Source organism: Mesorhizobium abyssinicae (assembly GCF_049887195.1).
Lineage (GTDB): Bacteria > Pseudomonadota > Alphaproteobacteria > Rhizobiales > Rhizobiaceae > Mesorhizobium > Mesorhizobium abyssinicae.
Genome location: NZ_JARAKC010000001.1, coordinates 238,249 through 258,827 on the forward strand (window position 1 = coordinate 238,249; position 20,579 = coordinate 258,827).

The 20,579-nt window shown below is 64.2% G+C and carries 20 protein-coding genes; 8 read left to right on the top strand and 12 right to left on the bottom strand.

Going from position 1 to position 20,579, the window contains the following annotated elements:
* Positions 1-4: 4 nt before the first annotated feature.
* Together PU724_RS01015 and PU724_RS01020 are read right to left on the bottom strand one after the other, a co-directional pair.
* A complete protein-coding gene (locus PU724_RS01015) occupies positions 5-2,866 on the bottom strand; it encodes a patatin-like phospholipase family protein (protein ID WP_127391795.1) in 2,862 nt (953 codons plus the stop codon).
* A gap of 227 nt (positions 2,867-3,093) precedes the next feature.
* The gene (locus tag PU724_RS01020; protein ID WP_127308814.1) at positions 3,094-3,519 is read right to left on the bottom strand and encodes a VOC family protein; all 426 of its coding nucleotides are present in this window, start codon (positions 3,517-3,519) and stop codon (positions 3,094-3,096) included.
* Between the two features lie 65 nt (positions 3,520-3,584).
* Between PU724_RS01020 and PU724_RS01025 the strand changes: the two genes are divergently transcribed.
* Positions 3,585-4,211, top strand: a complete 627-nt coding sequence (locus tag PU724_RS01025; RefSeq protein WP_354419217.1) for a TetR/AcrR family transcriptional regulator — start codon at positions 3,585-3,587, stop codon at positions 4,209-4,211.
* Here PU724_RS01025 and PU724_RS01030 read toward each other — a convergent pair.
* Positions 4,144-5,100, bottom strand: coding sequence for a LysR family transcriptional regulator (locus PU724_RS01030; protein WP_354419219.1), 957 nt, complete (start codon positions 5,098-5,100; stop codon positions 4,144-4,146). The two genes, PU724_RS01025 and PU724_RS01030, sit on opposite strands and share 68 nt — an antisense overlap.
* A 109-nt stretch (positions 5,101-5,209) precedes the next feature.
* Here PU724_RS01030 and PU724_RS01035 point away from each other — a divergent pair, with 109 nt between their 5' ends.
* Entirely contained in the window at positions 5,210-5,851 is a 642-nt protein-coding gene (locus tag PU724_RS01035; protein ID WP_127391798.1) for an FMN-dependent NADH-azoreductase, read from the top strand.
* 96 nt (positions 5,852-5,947) lie between these two features.
* Here the strand turns inward: PU724_RS01035 and PU724_RS01040 are convergent, their stop codons facing one another.
* Together PU724_RS01040 and PU724_RS01045 are read right to left on the bottom strand one after the other, a co-directional pair.
* On the bottom strand, positions 5,948-6,241 hold the full coding sequence (locus tag PU724_RS01040; RefSeq protein WP_127422021.1) for an HlyU family transcriptional regulator: 294 nt from the start codon (positions 6,239-6,241) through the stop codon (positions 5,948-5,950).
* Positions 6,242-6,308: 67 nt separating this feature from the next.
* On the bottom strand, positions 6,309-6,950 hold the full coding sequence (locus tag PU724_RS01045) for a TetR/AcrR family transcriptional regulator (RefSeq protein ID WP_354419222.1): 642 nt from the start codon (positions 6,948-6,950) through the stop codon (positions 6,309-6,311).
* 163 nt (positions 6,951-7,113) lie between these two features.
* Here PU724_RS01045 and PU724_RS01050 point away from each other — a divergent pair, with 163 nt between their 5' ends.
* Both PU724_RS01050 and PU724_RS01055 read left to right on the top strand, forming a co-directional pair.
* Positions 7,114-7,791 (top strand): PspA/IM30 family protein, encoded by a 678-nt coding sequence (locus PU724_RS01050; RefSeq protein WP_354419224.1) that lies wholly within the window; start codon positions 7,114-7,116, stop codon positions 7,789-7,791.
* A gap of 39 nt (positions 7,792-7,830) precedes the next feature.
* Positions 7,831-8,091 carry a YiaA/YiaB family inner membrane protein gene (locus PU724_RS01055; protein ID WP_126058794.1) on the top strand — a complete coding sequence of 87 codons (261 nt, stop codon included), beginning with the start codon at positions 7,831-7,833 and terminating at the stop codon, positions 8,089-8,091.
* A gap of 90 nt (positions 8,092-8,181) precedes the next feature.
* Here the strand turns inward: PU724_RS01055 and PU724_RS01060 are convergent, their stop codons facing one another.
* From PU724_RS01060 to PU724_RS01085, 6 genes are all read right to left on the bottom strand, one after another.
* A complete protein-coding gene (locus tag PU724_RS01060; protein ID WP_354419225.1) occupies positions 8,182-8,850 on the bottom strand; it encodes a PadR family transcriptional regulator in 669 nt (222 codons plus the stop codon).
* A gap of 478 nt (positions 8,851-9,328) precedes the next feature.
* Positions 9,329-9,709 (bottom strand): thiol-disulfide oxidoreductase DCC family protein, encoded by a 381-nt coding sequence (locus PU724_RS01065; protein WP_354419226.1) that lies wholly within the window; start codon positions 9,707-9,709, stop codon positions 9,329-9,331.
* A 74-nt stretch (positions 9,710-9,783) separates the two neighbouring features.
* Positions 9,784-10,077, bottom strand: a complete 294-nt coding sequence (locus PU724_RS01070; protein WP_127284282.1) for a GYD domain-containing protein — start codon at positions 10,075-10,077, stop codon at positions 9,784-9,786.
* A gap of 194 nt (positions 10,078-10,271) precedes the next feature.
* The gene (gene rpoD / locus PU724_RS01075; protein WP_127311323.1) at positions 10,272-12,302 is read right to left on the bottom strand and encodes an RNA polymerase sigma factor RpoD; all 2,031 of its coding nucleotides are present in this window, start codon (positions 12,300-12,302) and stop codon (positions 10,272-10,274) included.
* A gap of 367 nt (positions 12,303-12,669) precedes the next feature.
* Positions 12,670-14,607, bottom strand: coding sequence for a DNA primase (gene dnaG, locus PU724_RS01080; protein WP_354419228.1), 1,938 nt, complete (start codon positions 14,605-14,607; stop codon positions 12,670-12,672).
* A 143-nt stretch (positions 14,608-14,750) separates the two neighbouring features.
* A complete protein-coding gene (locus PU724_RS01085; RefSeq protein ID WP_320254165.1) occupies positions 14,751-15,119 on the bottom strand; it encodes an RcnB family protein in 369 nt (122 codons plus the stop codon).
* Positions 15,120-15,504: 385 nt separating this feature from the next.
* On the opposite strand from PU724_RS01085, the gene PU724_RS01090 reads away from it, so the two are divergent.
* From PU724_RS01090 to PU724_RS01100, 3 genes are all read left to right on the top strand, one after another.
* Positions 15,505-17,169 (top strand): Na/Pi cotransporter family protein, encoded by a 1,665-nt coding sequence (locus PU724_RS01090; RefSeq protein WP_292350390.1) that lies wholly within the window; start codon positions 15,505-15,507, stop codon positions 17,167-17,169.
* A gap of 111 nt (positions 17,170-17,280) precedes the next feature.
* Complete coding sequence (locus tag PU724_RS01095; RefSeq protein ID WP_127393206.1) at positions 17,281-17,520, top strand: DUF2061 domain-containing protein; 240 nt, start codon at positions 17,281-17,283, stop codon at positions 17,518-17,520.
* 100 nt (positions 17,521-17,620) lie between these two features.
* A complete protein-coding gene (locus PU724_RS01100; RefSeq protein ID WP_354419231.1) occupies positions 17,621-18,802 on the top strand; it encodes an MFS transporter in 1,182 nt (393 codons plus the stop codon).
* A 90-nt stretch (positions 18,803-18,892) separates the two neighbouring features.
* Here the strand turns inward: PU724_RS01100 and PU724_RS01105 are convergent, their stop codons facing one another.
* Positions 18,893-19,450, bottom strand: a complete 558-nt coding sequence (locus PU724_RS01105) for a GNAT family N-acetyltransferase (protein ID WP_354419232.1) — start codon at positions 19,448-19,450, stop codon at positions 18,893-18,895.
* Between the two features lie 125 nt (positions 19,451-19,575).
* Here PU724_RS01105 and PU724_RS01110 point away from each other — a divergent pair, with 125 nt between their 5' ends.
* A complete protein-coding gene (locus tag PU724_RS01110) occupies positions 19,576-20,562 on the top strand; it encodes a hypothetical protein (protein ID WP_354419234.1) in 987 nt (328 codons plus the stop codon).
* Positions 20,563-20,579 lie beyond the last annotated feature (17 nt).

Consider the following 20,579-nt stretch of genomic DNA (forward strand, 5'->3'; position numbering starts at 1 on the left):
TGCGCTATCTGATCTCTTGCCCCTGATTGCCCAGACGCATCTTCAGCAAGGCAACCAGACTTGCCTGCGCGCTGTCCTCGGCCTTGATCTCAGCCGTATGCGGCCGTTCGCGCAGCGCCACCCGCATGGCGTGGAAGCCAAGTGCGCGATAGGCCTCCATCTGCTCTTCCGAGAAGAACTGATCGCTGGTCGATTCATGCGGGAAAAGCGGGTAGCGACGCTCGTAATCGAGGACATAGTCGGGCTCATCGCCGGTAACCGACGCCTTGACGTAGACAAGGATGCCTTCGACCGGATCATTCTCGTAGAGGATCTTGCCGACCGCGAAATGCCGCAGATGCAAATCCGATTCCGGCGGGACGATCTTGGTGCGGTTGGCGTCGCGCGCCAGTGCCGCGTCCCTGACCGGTCGCCAGTCGAGCGAGATGCGCACGCCGAGATCGATCCGCGCGAAGCGTTGGACGTCGGTGAAGGCGCCGAAATTCATGCCGGCATCGGCCTCGGCGTCGACCACGATGATCAGCTTGCACCTGCGCTTGAGCAGTTGGTAGAGGCCGATATTGTCGATGTGGCCGCCATCGGTGATGTAGACCCGCGAACTGTCGGACCTCAGCTGCCCCGTCGCCTCCGCGAGCAGATACAGCCGCAGGATATCTTCCCAACTGCGCCGCGGGGGCCGCTTTCCAAGCGCAATCCCGCTCGGGTTGGGAAGCCAGAACCCCAGTCGCAGGTTGAGCAGGGCAAGCGTCGGCCCAAGCAGGCCGAGGCTGGTGCGACCCATGCTGGAGGAGATGGCGGCCCCCGAGATCGCCGCTGCTGCCGCGAGGTCCAACTGCCCCTCTGCCTTGGCCATTGCTGTCGAGGACGCATATCCGGTCGAGGTGCTGCCGACGAAATGTTTTGAAAACAGGAAGAATTCGGCGTTGCGCCCTCTCTTGCTCGGGTCGGCCTCGGGAAGGCTGTGGACTTGCACGGCAGGTGGGGGCGCGATTGGCCGATGGTGGCCCGGCAGAATGATATCCGGCCCGCCCCACCAGGCCCTCAACCTTATGGCTGCGGCAACCTTGGCGCCCACCCAGCGGATCGCGCGGACGAGAACGGACCTCTTCGGAGGACCGGCTGTTTGCCCGGCATCCCTGGCGCGGCGCACATTCAACGTGCCGTTTATCAACAGATAGGGCGCCATCGCGCCGAGGGCATCCAGCGCGATGTCGGCCTGGTCTTCGCTGCCGCCGAGGCGAAATGCCTGCCGAAGCCGGTCGCGGTAAAGGCGGTGCAACCCATTGGCGTTCTCGGTGAAGTTGAAGGCCACCATTGTGACGATGGCGCTGATGGCCAGATAGTTGAGCAGCACGGTGGATTCGTCGTGCTGCCAGACCCCTTTCGCCATTCTGGCGGCCACGGCGAAAATGGCTGAGCATGCAATGAGCAGCAGCACCTTGATGACCACCGATCCGCTATAGTCATGCCTCATCGCGCCAAAGAAGCCACTGAGCCGACCGGGGGCCAGATCGTCGGCGAGATAGCGAACCACAAAGGTTCGCGCCGCCAGAAACAGCGCCATCGATATGACAAGGATCGTGAACAGGACGCGATTGTCGGCCGTCAGCCAGGCTGGACCGTAGGCATAGCCACTGTCGCGGCCAAACAGCCACGACACGTCGAAGCCCCAGATCGTGATCGGCGAAAAGATCTTGATGCCCCAGATCGTGATCAACAGAAAGAAGCCGTAGATCAGCAGGGGCAGGGCAAGACCGAGTGCGAGAAATGCCGCGCGCGCCAGATAGCCGCGCAGCTGGTGTCCGATCCCCGGCGAATTCAGGGCCTTCTGCAGCCAGGAAATCAGAATGCCCCTGAAGGCGGCGGTGGCTGTGACGATGGCCCCGGCCGCCGTGATCAGCGCCTTGAGCGTCTCCATTGTCGTCTGCCGATGACCAGCCTTCGGAGAGGTCACCTCGATCAGCCACAGGATGATCTTCGGCTGAATTTCAATCAGGAGCAGGCCGGCAGTGACCAGCAGCAGGGTGCGACCGCCCTTGGCCCAATTGCTGTCCTGTTCCAGGCGCTCGCCTTTGCGCGCAAAGGCATAGCTGTCGGTATAGGACCGTCGCAAGCCCCAGACGACCAGCCAGACGGCGAGAACCACCATCATCGACCGCGAGAGCACGAACGGGTTGGCCACCAGCGATCGCAGGCTGGCGGCCCATCCCGCCTTGCCCCAATCGTCGCCGAAGAGCCAGTTGGCGACGTCGAGCACGATGCTGTGCCCGAGATGATCGGTGGTCGGGTTGGTCAGGATGACGAATGTCGCCAGCGGCAGGATCAGCGTCAGCAACAGCAGGACATTGACCATCCAGCCGCGCATCAGAATGCCGATCGACAGCGTGATATCCTGGAAGCCGCGCGGCGCCAGGAAACGGCTGTTGTCGCGGATGTGGCCGACCAGCGCGTTGTCGCGCACGTCGTCGCCCGAGGCGAAGGGAAAATCGGGCCGCTTGCGCTTGCCACTCTTCGCCGGCGCGAGTTCCTGGCGCGTCATGTCGGCGATCATCGCCGATCCGATGTAGCCGCCGCCCGATACCGTCGACAGATAGTCGATCCGAGGTATGAGCTTGTACTGGTCGAGTGCCTGAAGCGCGCCGAGGCAGAGCGAAGCCGATCTTATCCCGCCACCCGAAAGCGCCACGCCAAACAGCCAGGCCGGATCACCCTTGGCAACGGAATCGGGCTTGCCGCCAGTATCTTTTGATGCATCGACGCCGAGCGCGCGGCGGCGATCGAGGATGGCGTCATACTCCGCCCGCAGAACCCTCTCGAATTTGTCGGTATACGGGCCAGAATTTGATTCCTCTCCTCGACTGGCCATAGCTATCCCCCGACACCGCTATTGCTGAACAATACAATAGGCAAACAAGGTTTTTCGCAAGGATTATTGCCGTCAGGAAAGTGAAACCGCCGCCTGGATCATCCGTGACTTGAAAATCACGGGCGACTTTAACGACAGCATGCGCTTTGCTTCGCGAGGCACGCGAGCCCGCCAGGCGGCCGCCCGTCGGCATCGCCATGCCGACAATTGCCGCCAACGGTCGCCGCTCAGCCCGCCGCCGCTCCCTGCACGAACTGCGCCTGAAATTCGGGGCTCGGCGGGATCGGCTTGATCACGTCGATCAGCACGCCGTTCGGATCCCTGGTGATGAAATGGCGCTGGCCGAAAGGTTCGTCGCAGAGAGTTCTGAGGATCGGCAGGCCGGCGGCCAGCACCCGCTGATAGATCGCGTCGGGGTCGCGGACCTCGAAATTGATCAGCAGGCCCGACGTGCGGCCCCGCCCTTCCTCCGGGATCGTTTCGTGGTCGCCCTGGACGATGCCGAGATTGACCCGGCGGTCCTCGGCCGACTGCAGATGCACATACCAGTCGCTCTCGAACAGCGGCTTGAAGGCGAAATGCTCGACATAAAATTCTTTCGTACCGGCGACGTCGCCTGTCATCAGCACCGGATAGTAGCTCGTCGTCTTCATCTTTCCTTCTCCCGTCAAACAACATACAGTCTGCATGTAAATGCAATAACATACAGGCTGCATGTATGCAACGAGAATCCTCGCGCCGCTCCAACCGCGACCGCACCGAGGCGACGCGCGCCGATCTGATCGACGCCGCACGAAAACTATTCACCGAAAAGTCCTATGCCGAGACCGGCACGCCGGAGATCGTCGCCGCCGCCGGCGTCACCCGCGGCGCGCTCTATCACCATTTCGCCGACAAGCAGGCGCTGTTTGCCGCCGTGGTCGAGCAGGAGGCTGGCGCGGTGGCCGAAGAGATCGAGCGCGCCTCGCCCGCATCGCTCCCTGCCCGCGACGCGCTGATCGCCGGCTCGGACGCCTATCTCGCGGCGATGCGGGCGCCGGGCCGCACCCGCCTGCTGCTTCTCGACGGGCCCGCCGTGCTCGGCCGCTCCGCCATGGATGAGATCGACAACCGCCATGGCAACCGCTCGCTGCGCGAAGGCCTCGTCGCGGCGATGCGCGAGCAGTCCATGGCAAGACTGCCGATCGAGCCGCTGACCGCATTGCTCGCCGCTGCCTTCGACCGCGCCGCGCTTGCCGTCGAAGCGGGAGCATCGAGCGGCGACTACCGCGCCGTGCTCATGGCGCTGATCGACGGTCTGTCTCCGGCTGCTCCTCGGTCCACACGCCCGGCTCCATCTCGTTGAAGCAGCCGAGCCCTCGTTTGAACCGGTCGATCAGCCAGGCCGCAGCCGGCTTCGGGCTGCTGTCATTGCGATGCATGGCAAAAAGCGGCGAACGCGCCTCCCTGAAGACCTCGAGGTCGAGCTCCACCAGCCTGCCGCTTGCCAGATCGTCGGCGATCAGCCAGCGCGGCAGGCCTCCCCAGCCAAGCCCCTCTCGCATCAGCATATGCTTGGTGCGCATATCGGTCAGCCGCCAGGTGCGGTAGGCGAAGACGCCGAAGTCGCGTCCCTTGGTGCGTTCGGACTGGTCGGTGACGACGAGTTGCGTATGTTCGCGCGCATCCTCGAGCGTCACCGGCTTCGGCAGCAGCGCCAGGGGATGGCTGGGCGCGGCGGCCAGCACGATCGACATGAAGCCGATGCGCACGAGGTGGACGTCGACCTCGCCCAGCATGCCGCCGATACCGAGGTCGGCCTGCCCGCTGAGCACATGATCGGGAATGACACCAAGCGTGCCGATATGCAGGCGCAGCATCACGGTCGGAAACTGCGCCTCGAACGCCTTCAGCACTCGCACCAGCACCGGCGAGGGCAGCGCCGCATCGACAGACAGCGCGACTTCGGCCTCCAGTCCCTGATGATGGCCGTCGACACGCGAGCGCATACGCTGCAGCACGCCGATCATGCGCCGCGCATCTTCGAGCATCGCCCGTCCGACTACGGTCAGTTGCGGTTCGCGCGTCCCCTCGCGCTCGAACAGTTTCAGCCCAAGCTGCGCCTCCAGGTTGGCGATACCATAGCTGATGACGGATTGCGCCCGGTTCAGCTTGCGGCCGGCGGCCGAGAAACTGCCGGTATCGGCAACCGCCACCAGGATCTGCAACTGGTCGAGCGTTGGATTGGGCTGCATCGTTATATCTATTTTGTGGATGGATCGTATAGAAAATATACCAGTTTTTCGAATGAGTCGAGCGACCCATATTCAGCGGGACAGTTCAATCCCACTGGAGAGCCCCGCAATGCCCATTCTTCTTGTCACCTCGAGCCCGCGCGGCGCCGCCTCGCACTCGACCCGCATCGCCACCGAGCTTGCCAACAAGCTGCTTGCCGCCGATCCGTCGAACACGCTTGTCGTGCGCGATCTCGTCGCCAATCCGCTGCCGCATATCGATCCCGACTATTCGACCGGCATCTACACGCCCGCCGAGGCGCGCAGCCAGCGCCAGGCCGAAGTCGTCGGCGTCTCCGACGCGGTGCTCGACGAGCTCTTCGCCGCCGACACCATCATCCTCGCCACCGGCTTCATCAACTTCGGCATCTCCTCGACCCTGAAGTCGTGGGTCGATCACGTCGCCCGTTCGGGCAAGACCTTCTCCTACGGCGAAGGCGGGCCGAAGGGTCTCGTCAACGGCAAGAAGGTCTATATCGTGCTCGCTTCCGGCGGCATCTATTCCGAGGGCGCGGCCGTGCAGATGGATCACGCCATCCCCTATCTGCGTGGCGTGCTCGGCTTCCTCGGCATGACCGATGTCGACGTCATCCGCATCGAAGGCGTCGGCATGGGCCCGGACGCCGTTGATGCCGCGATCGCCAAGGCGACTGCCAAGGTCAACGCGGTGGTGGCCGGAACCGCCGGCAAGCAGGTTGCGGCAGCGGCGTAGACATCCGCTGTTCTTAAATTGAAAGTGCCAGACGCCGACAATCGGCGCCTGGCCCCTCTTCATTTCCGATCGTCGGCGCCGGGACGCCAGCATGTCCTAGCCGAAGATTCGCTCGCCCTGCTCGTCGACCAGTTGGATGCCCTTCTTGATCGAGATGTCGACGGCATCGTCCAGGCCGGCGAAACGGTCGGCGCGGATGAAGCGGTGTTCCTTCGTCACGCCGTCGATTTCCTTCGAGACCACGCCGCAGGTCTGGTACTGGCCATCGGCCTTGTAGGGCGTGGCGCTGATCAGGAAACCCTTGTGCTCGACCTGCTTTGCCGGCGCCGCGCTCTTGGGTTCGCCCGCATCGCCGCCGCCACCGCCGAAAAGCTTTTTCAGAAAAGACATGGTTCAAATCTCCACTTTCACCTCGGCGCAAAATGCCTGCGCCGGTTCTCATTATCGCATTTAGGCGTCACGACGGTGCCGTGCCAGCATGATCCAATGTCCCGCCCCGTTCCAGCCCCTTGATGAAGACGGCGACCAGGAGCTCGATCTGCTCCCAGGTCTCGTCGGCCTGGTGCCCGGCGGAATTCGCGGCATAGCCGCTGGTGACGATGCCATGCACGCTTGACCACAAGGTGCGGGCGGCGATCCGCAGGCGGTTTTCGTCGAGGCCGAAGCGGCCGTCGGCGAGCACCCTGGCGATGATCTGCAGCAGTTCGCTGAGCCGCGCCTCATAGGCGTCCGGCTCCGCATGCGCCGGCTGGCGGCGGTTGAAGGCGAGCAAGGCCGGCCAGCTCGCCGGATGCGCCTCCACGAAGCCGGCATAGGCACGCGCCAGCGCCAGCAAGCATTGCCGCGTGTCGGTCACCCCCGCCTTTTTGAGTTCGGCCATCGCTGCGGCGCCGGCTTCACCCAGCCGATCGAGCAGCCGCATGTTCACGGCGCGATGCAGGTCGTCGATATCCCGGAACAGATTGTATATGGAGCCGACCGCGATGCCGGCCTCGGTGGCGATGGTCCTGGCCTTCAGGTTCTCCGCCCCGCCGGCTTCGATCAGATTCTCCGCGATGGCGATGACGCGCTCGCTCATCTCTTCCTTGTCCAGTGCCAAACCTTGTCTCCGCATCATCTCCGCCGCCTCTTGGGCGCGGCAACGGATGCCGGTTTACCATAATCCATTCTGCATGAACAGCGTTCAAAAAGCATCTTGAACAATGTTCATTTTCTGCTACATTTGCCCTGTGAACAACGTTCATAAAAGGGAGAACGAACAAATGCTCAGTCTTCTCAGGACATTGCTGGACGGCGCCGGCGCCAAGGCCGAGGACCGGCTGAAGGACCAGTTCGCCGTCGATCTTCTCGCCCAGCGCATCCGCGACGCCGAAGCCGGCCTCGCCGCCGCCAAGCAGACGCTGGCCTCGCTGATCGTGCGTCAGCGCGCCGAACAGGCCAGCCTCGACCAGCTCGACCGCCGCATCGCCGATCTGGAGACGCGCACCCGCAGCGCCCTTGCCGCGGGAGCCGAGGCCCTCGCCCACGATGGCGCTTCCGCCATCGCCGAACTGGAGAACGAACGCGAGGTCCGCCGCACCACCGTGCGCAGCCTGACCGAGAAGACCTTGCGCATGCGCCTGTCGCTGGAACAGGCGCACCGACGCATCGTCGACCTCAACCAGGGCATGATCTCGGCGCGCGCCATCGACGCCGAGCAGAAGGCGCAGCGCCGCCTCAACCGTTCCATCGGCCGGACGGCAAGCCTCAACGAGGCAGAGGCGCTGCTCGCCCGCATCCGGGAGCGCAGCGACCCGTTCGAGGAAGCCAGCATCCTCGACGAGATCGATGCCGGCCTCAGCCAGGAAGCCATCCGCGGCAAGCTGGAGGATGCAGGCCACGGCCCTTCGACCAAGGTCCGGGCACAGGACGTGCTCGAGCGCCTGAAATCCACGCACTGATCCACGAAACCTACTTCGCCAACCAAAGGGACAACGACAATGAACGCCAATCAGACCTACATCATGTTCAACACCATCTCGGTCGGCATTGCCTATTTCATGCTTGGCCTGTCGCTGTGGCTCGCCCCGGTCGACCTGTCGACCAAGGGCTATTGGGGCATGGGGGTGCTCTTGCTCACCGGCAGCCTGGTCAACCTCGTCAAATACCGCACCGACGAGCGCGTCGCCGCCGAGACGACCGCCAAGATCGAAAAGGCGCGCAACGAAAAGCTGATCAGCGAATATGTCGGCAAGGAATGACCGCCAGCAGGCACGTCCCAGATACGTGCGGCTCCAGCAACGAAAAAAGCCCGGATCTTCCGGGCTTTTTTGCGTGGGTTGCTGGCGGCTTCAGCGGCGCGACAGCGCTTCAAGCGCCGCGGCGGCATCTTCCAGGATGCTCATCGCCTGCGCCTGCCTGTCTTCCGGCGCGTCGACGATTTCGCTGAGCGCCGCGCGCAGCCGGTGGCGCACGGCACGGAACGCATCGCGCTTTTCGTGGCGCCCGCGATGCCGGCCGCCCTCCTCGCTATCGTCGTTCCAGCCGAACCAGTCGCGCGCCTTGGCCATCTTGCGGCCGAAGCGTTCGAGATGGTCGAGCACGTGGTCGATCGTCTCGCGGTTCTCGTCGAGATGCGCCTGTCCGGCCTCGGTGATCGAGAACACCTTCTTGTTGCCCTCCGCCGAGGAGATGGCATAGCCCGCCTCTTCCAGGAAGGTCAGCGTCGGATAGACCACGCCCGGGCTCGGGCTGTAGATGCCGCTGGTGCGCTCCTCCAGCGCCTTGATGATGTCGTAGCCGTGGCGCGGCGCCTCGGCCAGCAGCGATAGCGTGATCAGCTTGAGATCGCCGTCGGCCAGCATGCGCCCGGCGCGGAACATGTCGCCCGGGCCGCCGCGGCCGCCGCCCCGCATGCCCGCCCCGAACGGACCGAAACCGCCGCCGCGACCGCCGAACTTGCCGGCCATATGCAGGAAAGCGCGCTCGGCGCGCTCGCCGAAAGGATGATGTCTGTGCATGGGTTGCTCCTTGAGTTATGTCTTACGATATATCTCAATTAGGCACGCCGCCTCGTCAATCAAGATATATCTTACGATGTATCTGAAAACAGCGCCAGCGGGATTGATTTCGCAGACGCCCGCCAGTAGAAGGCGCGCGAGGGTCGACGACCACTCCGTAAGCGTCTGACGTCAAGCAACGCATCCATCCCCGGTCGTTCCGGGCAATTGCGCCGCAAGCGGCCAAAGGATGCCTATGCGCTCGACCGGACACTTCAGGGAAAATCCCAAATGCCCACGACCCGCAAGCGCGGCAGACTGCCAGCGCGCTATGCCGCTGTTCTCACTCCGCTGGTGCTGTCGCTGTTGATGACCTTGATCGTCTCATTCATCTCGACGCTGAAGAGCCTTGGGCTTCAGCCCGCTGTGCGAACCCGCCTCCAGGTAGCCGGCAAGCCCGGACCGGATCCGGGCCTACCCTCATCGGTGAGGCCTTCGTCTACCAGCGGCCGTTGCGCCGGTTCCAGGCGTAGAGAAGATCGGCGAAGCGATCATAGGCAAGTCGTGTCAGCGGCAGCAGGACAGGGTTGCCGAACAGCGCCGCCAGCCAGCCTTCGCCCGGCGTCCTCCGCCACACCGCGATCGCGACGTCGGCGCCGACCAGCAGCCTGCCCTCGGCGTCGGTGGCGTGCAGGCGGCGGCGGATATCCTCCAGCGAAGCGCCGTATCCGGCGAGCACCGCCGGTTCGAGATTGATGTCGCGGAACTCGATCCGGCCCGCCTTGACAGCCTCGACAAGCCGGCGCTTCTGCCTCGTGATGCCGGCGTCGCAGACCGGGCAGCGCGTGTTGTACCAGACGGTGAGCAGGGGCTTCGACATGGCGCGACTATCGGCGAGGCGGCACGGCCCCGCAATATGACGCAGCGCCACGCAGACCCGCGCCGCGCCGAGCGCTACCCAAGCGAGGTGATAATCTCGCGATAGGCGAATTCCGGGAATGCCTTCAGGGTCCGTGTCCTGACACTGCCGCCCGCCGCCAGCATCAGCGCGAAGCGCGCGATCACCGCGTCGTCCGGCGCCTCGACCACGGCCACCATGTCGCAGTCGCCCATGGTCAGATAGAACGCCTTGAACGATCCGCCCATCTCGCCCAGCTGTTTCTTGGCGGCATCGAGCCGCTTCGGTGACTCGCGCACATTCCTGGCGCCCTGCTCGGTCCAGTTGAGGAGCAAGATGTAAGTCGTCATGGCATACCTCCCTCCGGCGCCACGGAGCACGGCGATCAAATCGCCGGGGCGGGCATCCGGTTTATCGCCCGGAAAATGCATCCGACGCGCGAAGTATCCTCCTGGCAGCTGTCACGGGCAAGAGCAGCAGAGCCTTCGACCAGAATGAAAAAGGGCGCCAATGGCGCCCTTTGGATTGCGTTGGCTTGCCTGCCTCAGCTGTCGAGGAAGCTTCTCAGCTTGCGCGACCGGCTCGGGTGCTTGAGCTTGCGCAGCGCTTTGGCTTCGATCTGGCGGATGCGCTCGCGCGTCACCGAGAACTGCTGGCCGACTTCTTCCAGCGTGTGATCGGTATTCATGCCGATGCCGAAGCGCATTCTGAGAACCCGTTCCTCGCGCGGCGTCAGCGAAGCGAGCACGCGGGTCGTCGTTTCGCGCAGATTGGCCTGAATCGCGGCGTCGATCGGCAGGATCGCCATCTTGTCCTCGATGAAGTCGCCGAGATGCGAATCCTCCTCGTCGCCGACCGGCGTTTCGAGCGAGATCGGCTCCTTGGCGATCTTCAGCACCTTGCGCACCTTCTCCAGCGGCATGGCCAGCTTCTCGGCCAATTCCTCCGGCGTCGGCTCGCGGCCGATCTCGTGCAGCATCTGGCGTGAGGTGCGCACGATCTTGTTGATCGTCTCGATCATGTGCACCGGAATGCGGATGGTGCGCGCCTGGTCGGCGATCGAGCGGGTGATCGCCTGCCGGATCCACCACGTCGCGTAGGTCGAGAACTTATAGCCACGGCGGTATTCGAATTTGTCGACCGCCTTCATCAGGCCGATATTGCCTTCCTGGATCAGGTCGAGGAACTGCAGGCCGCGGTTGGTGTACTTCTTGGCGATGGAGATGACGAGGCGCAGGTTGGCCTCGACCATTTCCTTCTTGGCGATCGCCGCTTCGCGCTCGCCCTTCTGCACCTGGTTGACGATCTTGCGGAATTCCAGGATCGAGATCGCCGTTTCGGTGGCGAGGTTCTGGATTTCGGAACGCAGGTCGCGGATGGCGTCCTTCTCGTTCTTGGTGAATTCCTTCCAGCCGCGCGAGGTCAGGTTGGCGATCGAGCGCGTCCAGTTCGGATCGAGCTCCGAGCCCTGATACTCCTTGAGGAATTCCTCGCGGCGCACGCCATAGCTTTCGGCCAGCCGCAAGAGTTTGCCCTCGTTCTGTACCAGGCGCTTGTTGATGTCGTAGAGCTGCTCGACCAGGGCTTCGATGCGCGCCGTGTTGAGCGACAGCGACTTCACCGCCTTGATCAGCTGATCCTTCAGCTCCTTCAGCCGGCGGTCCTGGCTGGGCGACAGCGTACCGGCCGCGGCCAGCCTGTTCTCGACCTGCTGGTCCTGCAGCTTGCGCAGCTTCTTGTAGGTGTCGGCGATGACGTCCAGCGTCTCCATCACCTGGGGGCGCAGTTCCGCTTCCATCGCCGCCAGCGACAGGCTCGCCTCGTCCTCGTCGTCCTCGTCTTCCTCCAGTCCGCGCGTGTCGCCGCCGACATTGGTGATGTCGTCTTCCTCGTCGCGCGCGGCGCCCCGGCCACGCGGCTTTTCGTCCGCCTTGGGGGCTTCCTCGATCCGCTCGACCACCGGCGCCTGCTTGGCTTCGGGCCCGGCATAGGTGGCTTCCAGATCGATGATCTCACGCAGCAGGATCTTCGATTCGTTGAGCTCATCGCGCCAGATGATGATGGCCTGGAAGGTCAGCGGGCTTTCGCAGAGCCCCGCGATCATCGTCTCGCGGCCGGCCTCGATGCGCTTGGCAATGGCGATTTCGCCCTCGCGCGACAGAAGCTCGACCGAGCCCATCTCGCGCAGATACATGCGGACCGGATCGTCGGTGCGATCGGTCGGCTCCTTCTTGGTGGTCGTGGTGGCGACGGCGGTGCCGGTCTGCTCGGCGAGTTCGTTGGCGTCTTCCTCGGCGTCCGCGCTCGTATCGGCGGCCTCGGACTCCTCGCCCTGCTCGTCGTCCTCGACGACATTGATGCCCATATCGGAGAGCATCGCCATCGTGTCCTCGATCTGCTCGGAGGTCACTTCCTCCGAAGGCAGCACCGAGTTCAGCTCGTCCATCGTAACGTAGCCGCGCTTCTTGGCGGCCTTGATCATCTTCTTGACAGCATCATCGGAAAGGTCGAGCAGAGGGCCATCGGTGGCGCCTTCGCGTTCGGTCTCGACCTCTTCCTTTTCCTTTGTCGCCATTCTTTGTCGTCTCCAAGCGGCCTTAAAGCGGAGCCGCGTAAGCTGCAGTGCCGGTCAAATCGGATGCGCTCGCACCAGAACGCTCTTCACCGGGCCAGTAACCGCATCTCTCGTTAAGTCCAGATTAACCCTGATATCTGTGGCAGGCCTTTTGCCCGTCCAGTGACCAGCACCCGGCATCTCTCAATTTTCCCGTCGACGCCTGGCACGGGTTAATATTTCGAATCGTCCTGATTCCGCCATTCTGCCAGAAGGTCAAGCGCCTCTCGCATGATTCGCATGAAAAAAGCGAATCAATTACCCGACTTAGAGGCGTCGATTCGACGCGGGGACATTTCCATTTCGCTCTTTGGACGGAGTTTGGACCCTATACGCGTCCGACTCTGCCCGAGGATACGCCAAACCCTTCGATCAGCGCTTCCGTTGCCTGTACATCGTTGAATTGCGCCTGAATCTCGATCAGATGCCGGAAATTTTCGTCCGAGGGATCCGCGTCGAGCGCTGCCTGCGCCTGTTTCAGCTCTCTATGTAAGGTGCGCGCGCTGCGCTGCAAGTGCAGCGCCTGGTTGAAGGCGTCGCGGGCATCCTCGAGCGCGGCGGTTTCGAGCGCCGGCCACTGCCGCGCGCGCTTGATCAGTTCCACCGCCCGCCCCCAGATGCCGCCGCACCCGGCCCGCTCAATCGTGGCGATCACCGCGCCGCGCTCGTCGGCGGCATCATGCGCCATGGCGTCGAGGATCGCGGCGTGCAGTTTCTTCAAATCCGCATTGGCAAGGTCGAGGAATTCGACATGGGCGAAATTCTCGTCGATCAGCGGCGGGTGGTTGACGAGCGCCACGATGATCGTCGCCTCGCGCACCGACATGCCCTCGCCGCGCTTGACCAGCGCCGACTGTCCGAGGCTCTCGGTGATGGCGATGCGGCCGCTTGCGCCCCTGGCGAACTGTCCGCCGGGCGCCTTGCCCTGGCCGCGCTCGCCTGGCCGGCCGCCATCATGACGACCCTGCCGCGGGCCGCGCTGCGAGCCGAAGAAGCTCTGTTCGCGCTCGCGCATCTCCTGCTGGTAGTGATAGCGCGTGCTTTCGTCGCGGATGCGGCTGGTCAGTTCACGCAGCGTCTTTCCCAGTTCCGCCCGCCGCTCCGGCGTGTCGAAAACGCCACCCGCCGTCTCGCGCATCCACAACAGATCGACCAGCGGCCGCGCATCGGCAAGCACCGCGCGGAACGCGTCCGGCCCCTCGGCCTTGACCAGATCGTCGGGATCCTTGCCTTCCGGCAGCAGCGCGAAACTCGCCGAGCGCCCGGCCTGTACCGACGGCAGCGCAAGATCGGCGGCACGCCATGCCGCCTTCAATCCGGCCTTGTCGCCGTCGAAGCACAACACCGGCTCCGGCGCCATGCGCCACAGAAGCTCCAGCTGGTTCTCGGTGAGCGCGGTGCCGAGCGGCGCCACGGCATTCTCGAAACCGGCCTGCGCCAGCGCGATCACGTCCATATAGCCTTCGACCGCGATCACCGTACCGCCCTTGGCCAGTGCCTTGCGGGCGCGGGCGAAATTGTAGAGCACATAGCCTTTGTGGAAGAGCTCGGTATCAGGCGAGTTCATGTATTTGGCGAGCGCGTCGGGCGCCAGCGCCCGGCCGCCAAAGGCGATGATCTTGCCACGCGAATCCGGGATCGGAAACATGATGCGGTCGCGGAACCAGTCGTAGGAGACCGGGATGTCGTCGCCATGCCGCACCAGCCCGCAGGCCTCGATATCGGCCTTTGGCACGCCTTTTGCCGCAAGGTGTTCCTTGAGCGCATTGCGGCTGTCCGGCGCATAACCCAGCCGAAACGACTGCTGTGTCGCCGAGGTCAGACCACGCTCCCTCAGATAGGCGCGGGCCTTTGCGCCTTCCGGCCCCTGCAACCGCTCCTGGAAGAAGGCGGTCGCCATCTCCATGACATCGGTCAGGCTGGCGCGTTCCTTCTCGCGCCGTTCCTCCTGTTCGTCGCGAACCGGCATCGGCACGCCGGCCATGTCGGCGATCTTCTCGACCGCCTCGGGAAAGCTCATGCCGTCGAGCTCGGTCAGGAACTTGAAGTGGTCCCCCGACACCGAGCAGCCGAAGCAATGGTAGCGGCCCTTCTTGTCTTCGCAATGGAACGACGGGCTCTTCTCGCCATGGAACGGGCAGCAGGCCCAATAGTCGCCGCGCGACGCATTGGTCTTCTTCCTGTCCCACGCGACGCGCTGGCCGATGACCGAGGAAATCGGCACACGGTCGCGGATCTCGTCGAGGAAGGCGGGCGGAAAGCGCATCGGGAAACTCTTTTCCCGCCCATATAAGCACGCTTGCCGGACCGCACGACCCCAAATACGGACGATGCCCGGTTTCCACAGGGCAAAAGGAAAGCGGCCGTCGCCGGCCGCCTTCTTCAAAACGCAGCTCAGTACTGGCAGGCTTACTGCGCGGCGATGGCACCAAAGATGATGCCGGAGAAGATGCTGACCAGCACATAGTCGTTGCCGACGCGGATCCACTCCTGGCCAGGGCCCGGACGGCGCAGGCCATAACGGCCGTAATCGCGGATCGGCTGGTGCCGCTTCCAGCTGGAGTACTTTTGGCCGTTGCGCCAATGGCTGCGCTTCACCACGACCTTCTTCTTGATGACGCGCTTCCTCACGTCGACGTGCTTGCCGGGCTGCTGCCAGTCAACCTGGCTGTAGTTCGACTGCGGCGCGACCGGCGCGTTGAGCGGCGAGGCCTGGCCCGAGACGCACGTGGCGGCCAGCATCGAGGCGGCGACAGCGGAAAGAACGAGACGTTTCATGACGGGTACTCCTTGGTTGTCGATGCGCAAGCAATAGGACGCCGGGGATGAACCAAAACTGAATGGTAGAATTACAATTATGTAATGATTTCTTGCATTTAGAATGTCTAATTCAACGTCGTCGTCAGATGGCACTGATAGGAGCGGGAGCGCCCGGCGGCATGCCGCCACCGGCGCCGGCGGGCCATGCAACCAAATCGCCGTCCATCCATTTCCGACACGCCCTGTCGTGCGCCAACCGTCGCCCGACGGTCAAAATCTATTATCCGGCTAAAGTAAATCGGCGTATTCTCGGTTCTGAAATGTCTATGATTCGCACCCTCTATTGCCTGGTCGACGGTTCGGCTCGCGCGCAGCGCGCGCCCGTCGGATCGCGAGATCGCGCATGAGCGGTTCCGTCGTCCTTCTGCATCTTGCCGGCGCCGTGGCGCTGATGTTGTTCGCCACCCGCATGGTCAAGACGGGCGTCGAGCGCGCCTATGGCGATGCGCTGCGCCACAGGCTGCGCGCCACCATGCGCAATCCGCTGATGGCGGTTCTGGCCGGCTGCGGCCTGTCGGTCGCGCTGCAGAGCTCCACCGCCGTGACCTTGCTGGTCGGCTCCTTCGCCGGCGCCGGCATCGTCTCCGGCATGTCCGGCCAGTTGGCCGTGCGCGGCGCCGAGATCGGCTCGGCGCTGGTGGTCAAGCTGCTCACCTTCGACCTCTCGCTGCTGGTCCCGGTATGCCTGGTCGCCGGCACCGTCATGTTCATGGCCACCGAGCGGCGCGACTGGCGCCAGTCCGGCCGCATCCTGGTCGGCATCGGCCTCTTGCTTCTGTCGCTGGAGATGATCGGCCAGGCCTCGGAACCGCTGCGCCAGAGCACGCTGATGCCGATGATCGTCAACTATTTCTCCGGCGATTTCGTCACCGCCTACCTGCTTGCCGCGCTGGTCACCTGGCTGTTCCATTCCTCGATCGCGGCCGTCCTGCTCCTGGTGACGCTGGCTGGCCGCGGCTTCATCCCGCCCGAGCTCGGCATCGTGCTGGTGCTTGGCGTCAACCTCGGCTCCTCGATCATCGCGCCGCTGCTCACCCGCAACGCCGAGCCTGGCGTGCGCGTCGTGCCGGTCGGCAATCTGCTGATGCGCGGCATGGGCTCGCTGGTCATGCTGATCCTGTTCATGACGCTGAAGCCGCCGGTCGGCTTCCTCGGCGCCAGCGTCCCCGACCAGATCGTCAACGCCCACATCCTTTTCAATGTGATCGTCCTGCTCGCCGGCCTGCCGCTCGCCAGCCTCGTCTATCGCGCCTCGGAGAAGATCGTGGCGCTCGGCGCCAAGCCGGAGCAGGCTTCGGCGCTCGACATCGTCGAACTATCGGCGCTCAACGAAAGCGCGCTTGATACGCCGAGCCAGGCGCTGGCCAACGCTACCCGCGAGGTCGTGAGGGTCTGCGAGACCGTCGAGATCATGCTGAAGCGCATCATCGAGCTCTACGAGAGCGCCGACGCCGACAAGATCAAGGCGCTCGCCGCGCTCGACGACCGCGTCGACAAGAAACACGCGGCGATTAAGCTCTATCTGGCCAAGGTCACCAAGAACCCGATGAGCGAGGACGAGGCGCTGCGCTGCCAGGAATTGATCGGCGCCTGCGTCAAGCTGGAGCAGGTCGGCGACATCATCGTGCGCAACATGCTGGTGCATGTCAGGAAGAAGCTCGAGCGGGGGCTGGAGTTCACGCCCGAAGGCTGGCGCGAGCTCAGCGCCTTCCATGCCTCGGTGCTCGCCAATGCGCGCCTTGCCTTCAACGTGCTGGTCTCGCGCGACCCCGAGGCCGCCCGCCAGCTGGTGCTGGAAAAGGACCGGCTGCGCGACCGCGAGAAGGAAACCAGCGCCAGCCATTTCGTGCGGCTGCGCGACGGCACCGCCAAGAGCGTCGAGACCAGCTCGATCCACCTCGACACCATCCGTGACTTGAAGCAGATCAACTCGCTGCTCGCCTCCATGGCCTATCCGGTGCTGGAAGAGCGTGGCCTGCTCGGCGGTTCAAGGCTGAAGGCGGGCTAGGTCGATACCGGGTGCGGCGACATCACCTCAGTCCCATCAGAATTTGTCTTTGCTCATCCTCTCGTCTCTCGGCTAAGGATCGTGTGAGGTCTACTGGGAGGATGATCGGCGATGGACACCCATTCACGCAGCTTCGCCAAGGCGCTTTCCTGGCGCGCCACCGGCACCATCGACACGATGATCATCTCGCTGGTGGTAACGGGCAGCGTCAAGCTGGCCGCCGCCATCGGCGCCACCGAGGTCGTCACCAAGTCATTGCTCTACTATCTCCATGAACGGGCATGGCTGAAAATCCCTTACGGCAGGAAGACGGCCTTCCTGGCCCCATCGGCAGCTGACCGACCGGATTGAGCCGGTCAAGAAAAGCTAAAGCGGCATCGACATTTTCTGCATTGCCGGCGGCGCCCATCCATGGTTTGAGGCCATCTCATTTGGGATCGCTTGCCGCGCTATGCTTCCGCTCATTGCCCTGTTCATCGCTGCCTTTGCCTTCGGCACCACGGAATTCGTCATTGCCGGCGTGCTGCCGCAGGTCGCCGGCGGCCTCGGCGTTTCCATTCCTACTGCCGGTTACCTGGTCTCCGGCTACGCCTGCGGCATTGCCGTTGGCGGTCCGCTGCTGGCACTCGCCACCAAGACGATCTCCCGCAAGACCCTGCTCATAGGCCTCGCCATCGCCTTCACCATCGGCCAGGCGGCTTGCGCGCTGGCGCCTGACTTCACCTCGATGCTGCTTCTGCGCATTGCAGTCGCCGTGGCGCACGGCGCCTATTTCGGGGTCGCCATGGTGGTGGCCGTCGGCCTCGTGCCGGAAGACAAGCGCGGCATGGCGGTGGCGGTCATCCTGTCCGGCCTCACCGTTTCCAACGTCATCGGCGTGCCGGCCGGAACCGCGATCGGCAACCTCTGGGGCTGGCGCGCCACTTTCTGGGTGATGGGCGCGCTGGGCGTGGCGGCAATTGCCGCCATGCTTGCTTTGTTGCCCCGCACGGCGGGTTCGTCGAACAGCCCCGCCAGCCTTTCGCACGAGGTCCGCGTTCTGGGACGTCAGCAGGTCTGGACCTCGCTCATCCTGATGCTGATGCTGATGATCGGCCAGTTCGGCCTGTTCACCTACATCACCCCGACCTTGCTCGAAGTCACCGGCCTCGATGAGAGCCTGGTGCCCTGGGTGCTGCTGCTCAATGGCGTCGGCGCAACCATCGGCGTCTTCCTCGGCGGCAAGCTGGCCGACTGGAAGCTGATGCCGTCGCTGATCACCATGCTGTTCCTGCAGGCGCTGATGCTTGGCGTCATCTATGCCGTCAGCCCCTACCCCGTGCCGATGGTCGTTGCGATCGTCATCTGGGGCGGCCTCAACTTCGCCATCGGCGCGCCGATCCAGACCCGCATCCTGGCCTGGACGGCGGACGCCTCCAATCTCGCCTCCTCGCTCATCCCCTCCGGCTTCAATGTCGGCATCGCGCTCGCCGCCTCTCTGGGTGCGGCCATGCTCAATGCCGGCTACGGCTACCGCAGCCTGCCGGTGGCCGGCGCGCTGGCCATGCTGGTCGCGGTCGCCGTGGCGGTGGCCTCGCAAGTCTGGGAAGGGCGCAGCCGCGTGGCGCCGCCGCTGCCCGCGGCAGCCGAGTAGCGACGCCCCGGCCACGGCGCCAGAAGACCCGGCAAAACAACGCGTTGCCGCGCCCTCCTGAATCAGATCGTCAGGCTGCCATCGTCGCTGCTATAGATCGATGCGGAAGCGCAGGCTCTCGGCGCCGCCATAGGCGGCATCCTCGAAGAAGCGGCCGACGAACCTGCCGCCATTGGCCAGGATCACCTTGTGCGACGCCGGGTTTTGCGGCTTGGCGGTGATCTCGACAAAGGGCAGGCCGACCGCCCTCGCCTCGTCGAGCATCAGCCGCAGCGCCTCGGTCGCATAGCCACGCCCTCGCTTCCACGGCACCACCGCGTAGCCGATATGACCGAGAACATGCGAGGGGAGCGCCGCCGTACCGGGCTGCCAGCGGAAGCCGATCGAGCCGGCGGCCTCGCCATCCCAGATCCACCGCCGAAAGCCGGGCAGCCGCGGCACCATCGTGCCGTCGGGCAGCGTGATCGGCGGTCCCCTGCCCTCGGGATCGTCGAGACCGGCGAGGAACGCAAACGGGTCCTCTTCGATCGCGGCGAGCTGCTCTCGCGTCGCTTCCTCAAGTCGCACATTGTCCGGCGACCAGCCGCGCTCCAGCGCCGCCTTGTAGGACGGCAGGTGTTCGAGCGCTGGCTTGACGATTTCAACCATGATGCCATTCCGGCTTTGGGGTGGGCAGCTAAACTAGAAGTGTTTCGCAGATTGGCGCGAGACCTTTTATGATCGGCTCCAGGTGATTCATCGCAAGACACAATGCGTTGACGGGGGATGAGCTGGTGCGGTTGAGATCTGTTCCGCTGGGTGTGGCTATCCTCAGCCTCCTTGCCATTGTCGTCACCTTGACGGCTTCGCCTCGATCTTTCGCCGCCCTCCAACCGTCCGGTATTCCGGCCTGGCTGCAGGCCCATGTTGGCGAGGGCGATGGCCAGATCGCAGAAGTCGTTCTGGAGCGGGCGCGCGCGCTTTACCTGAAAAAAGTCGCCGCCGGCGCCGTCAGCAACCCCTGCTACTTCGCCATGGATGCGACGCGTCCCGGCGATCTCGGCAACGGCGTGCTGGGGCGCCGCTACTACATCATCTGCGAAGCCAGCCAGTCGTTTCGCGCGATCTCGTCCGGCCACGGCGGCGGCCGCAACCTGAAAGGCACCGTCGATTTCTCAAACGGCAGACGATGCGCCAGGAACTTCGGCAATGCGATGGATTCGGAATTGACCGCCGGCGGCGCCTACATGACCCGCGAGGCGAAAACCTCATTCAAGGGCTTCTATCGCACCGGCGCAAAACGGGACACGGCTTTCCTGCGCACCTTCATCCAGTTCGACGGCGAAGGCGAAGCCGCCAATGCCAGGCAGCGCGTTATTGGCGGCCACGCGGCCCAGGTGCTGCGCGGCATGTGCCTGCGCAAGAACCCCAACAGCTCCTACGCCGACCATGACGGCATGGTGCCGTTCGGCAAGCTGGTGGACTATGCCGGCGGCCGCAGCAATGGCTGCACCAGCTGGTCGGCAACCGATGCCGCGCAGCTCATCGCGATGGTCAAGGGCAACCCGACGACGCTCTACATCTATCCGGAATCGCGAGACATCGCCGCCGTAGCGAGCGGCCGTTCCGCTTCGGGCGCCTACTGGAACGCATCCTGCCTGAAGGATATCGGCAGGCCGAAATTCTGGCCGAGGAAGACCCTCGAGCCGATCATTGCCCAGTACAAGAAGGACCATCCGGCGCCGCCGCCGCAGCCGCTGCCGATCTGCAAGGGGTCGTGAGGCCGCGTCACCCGTGA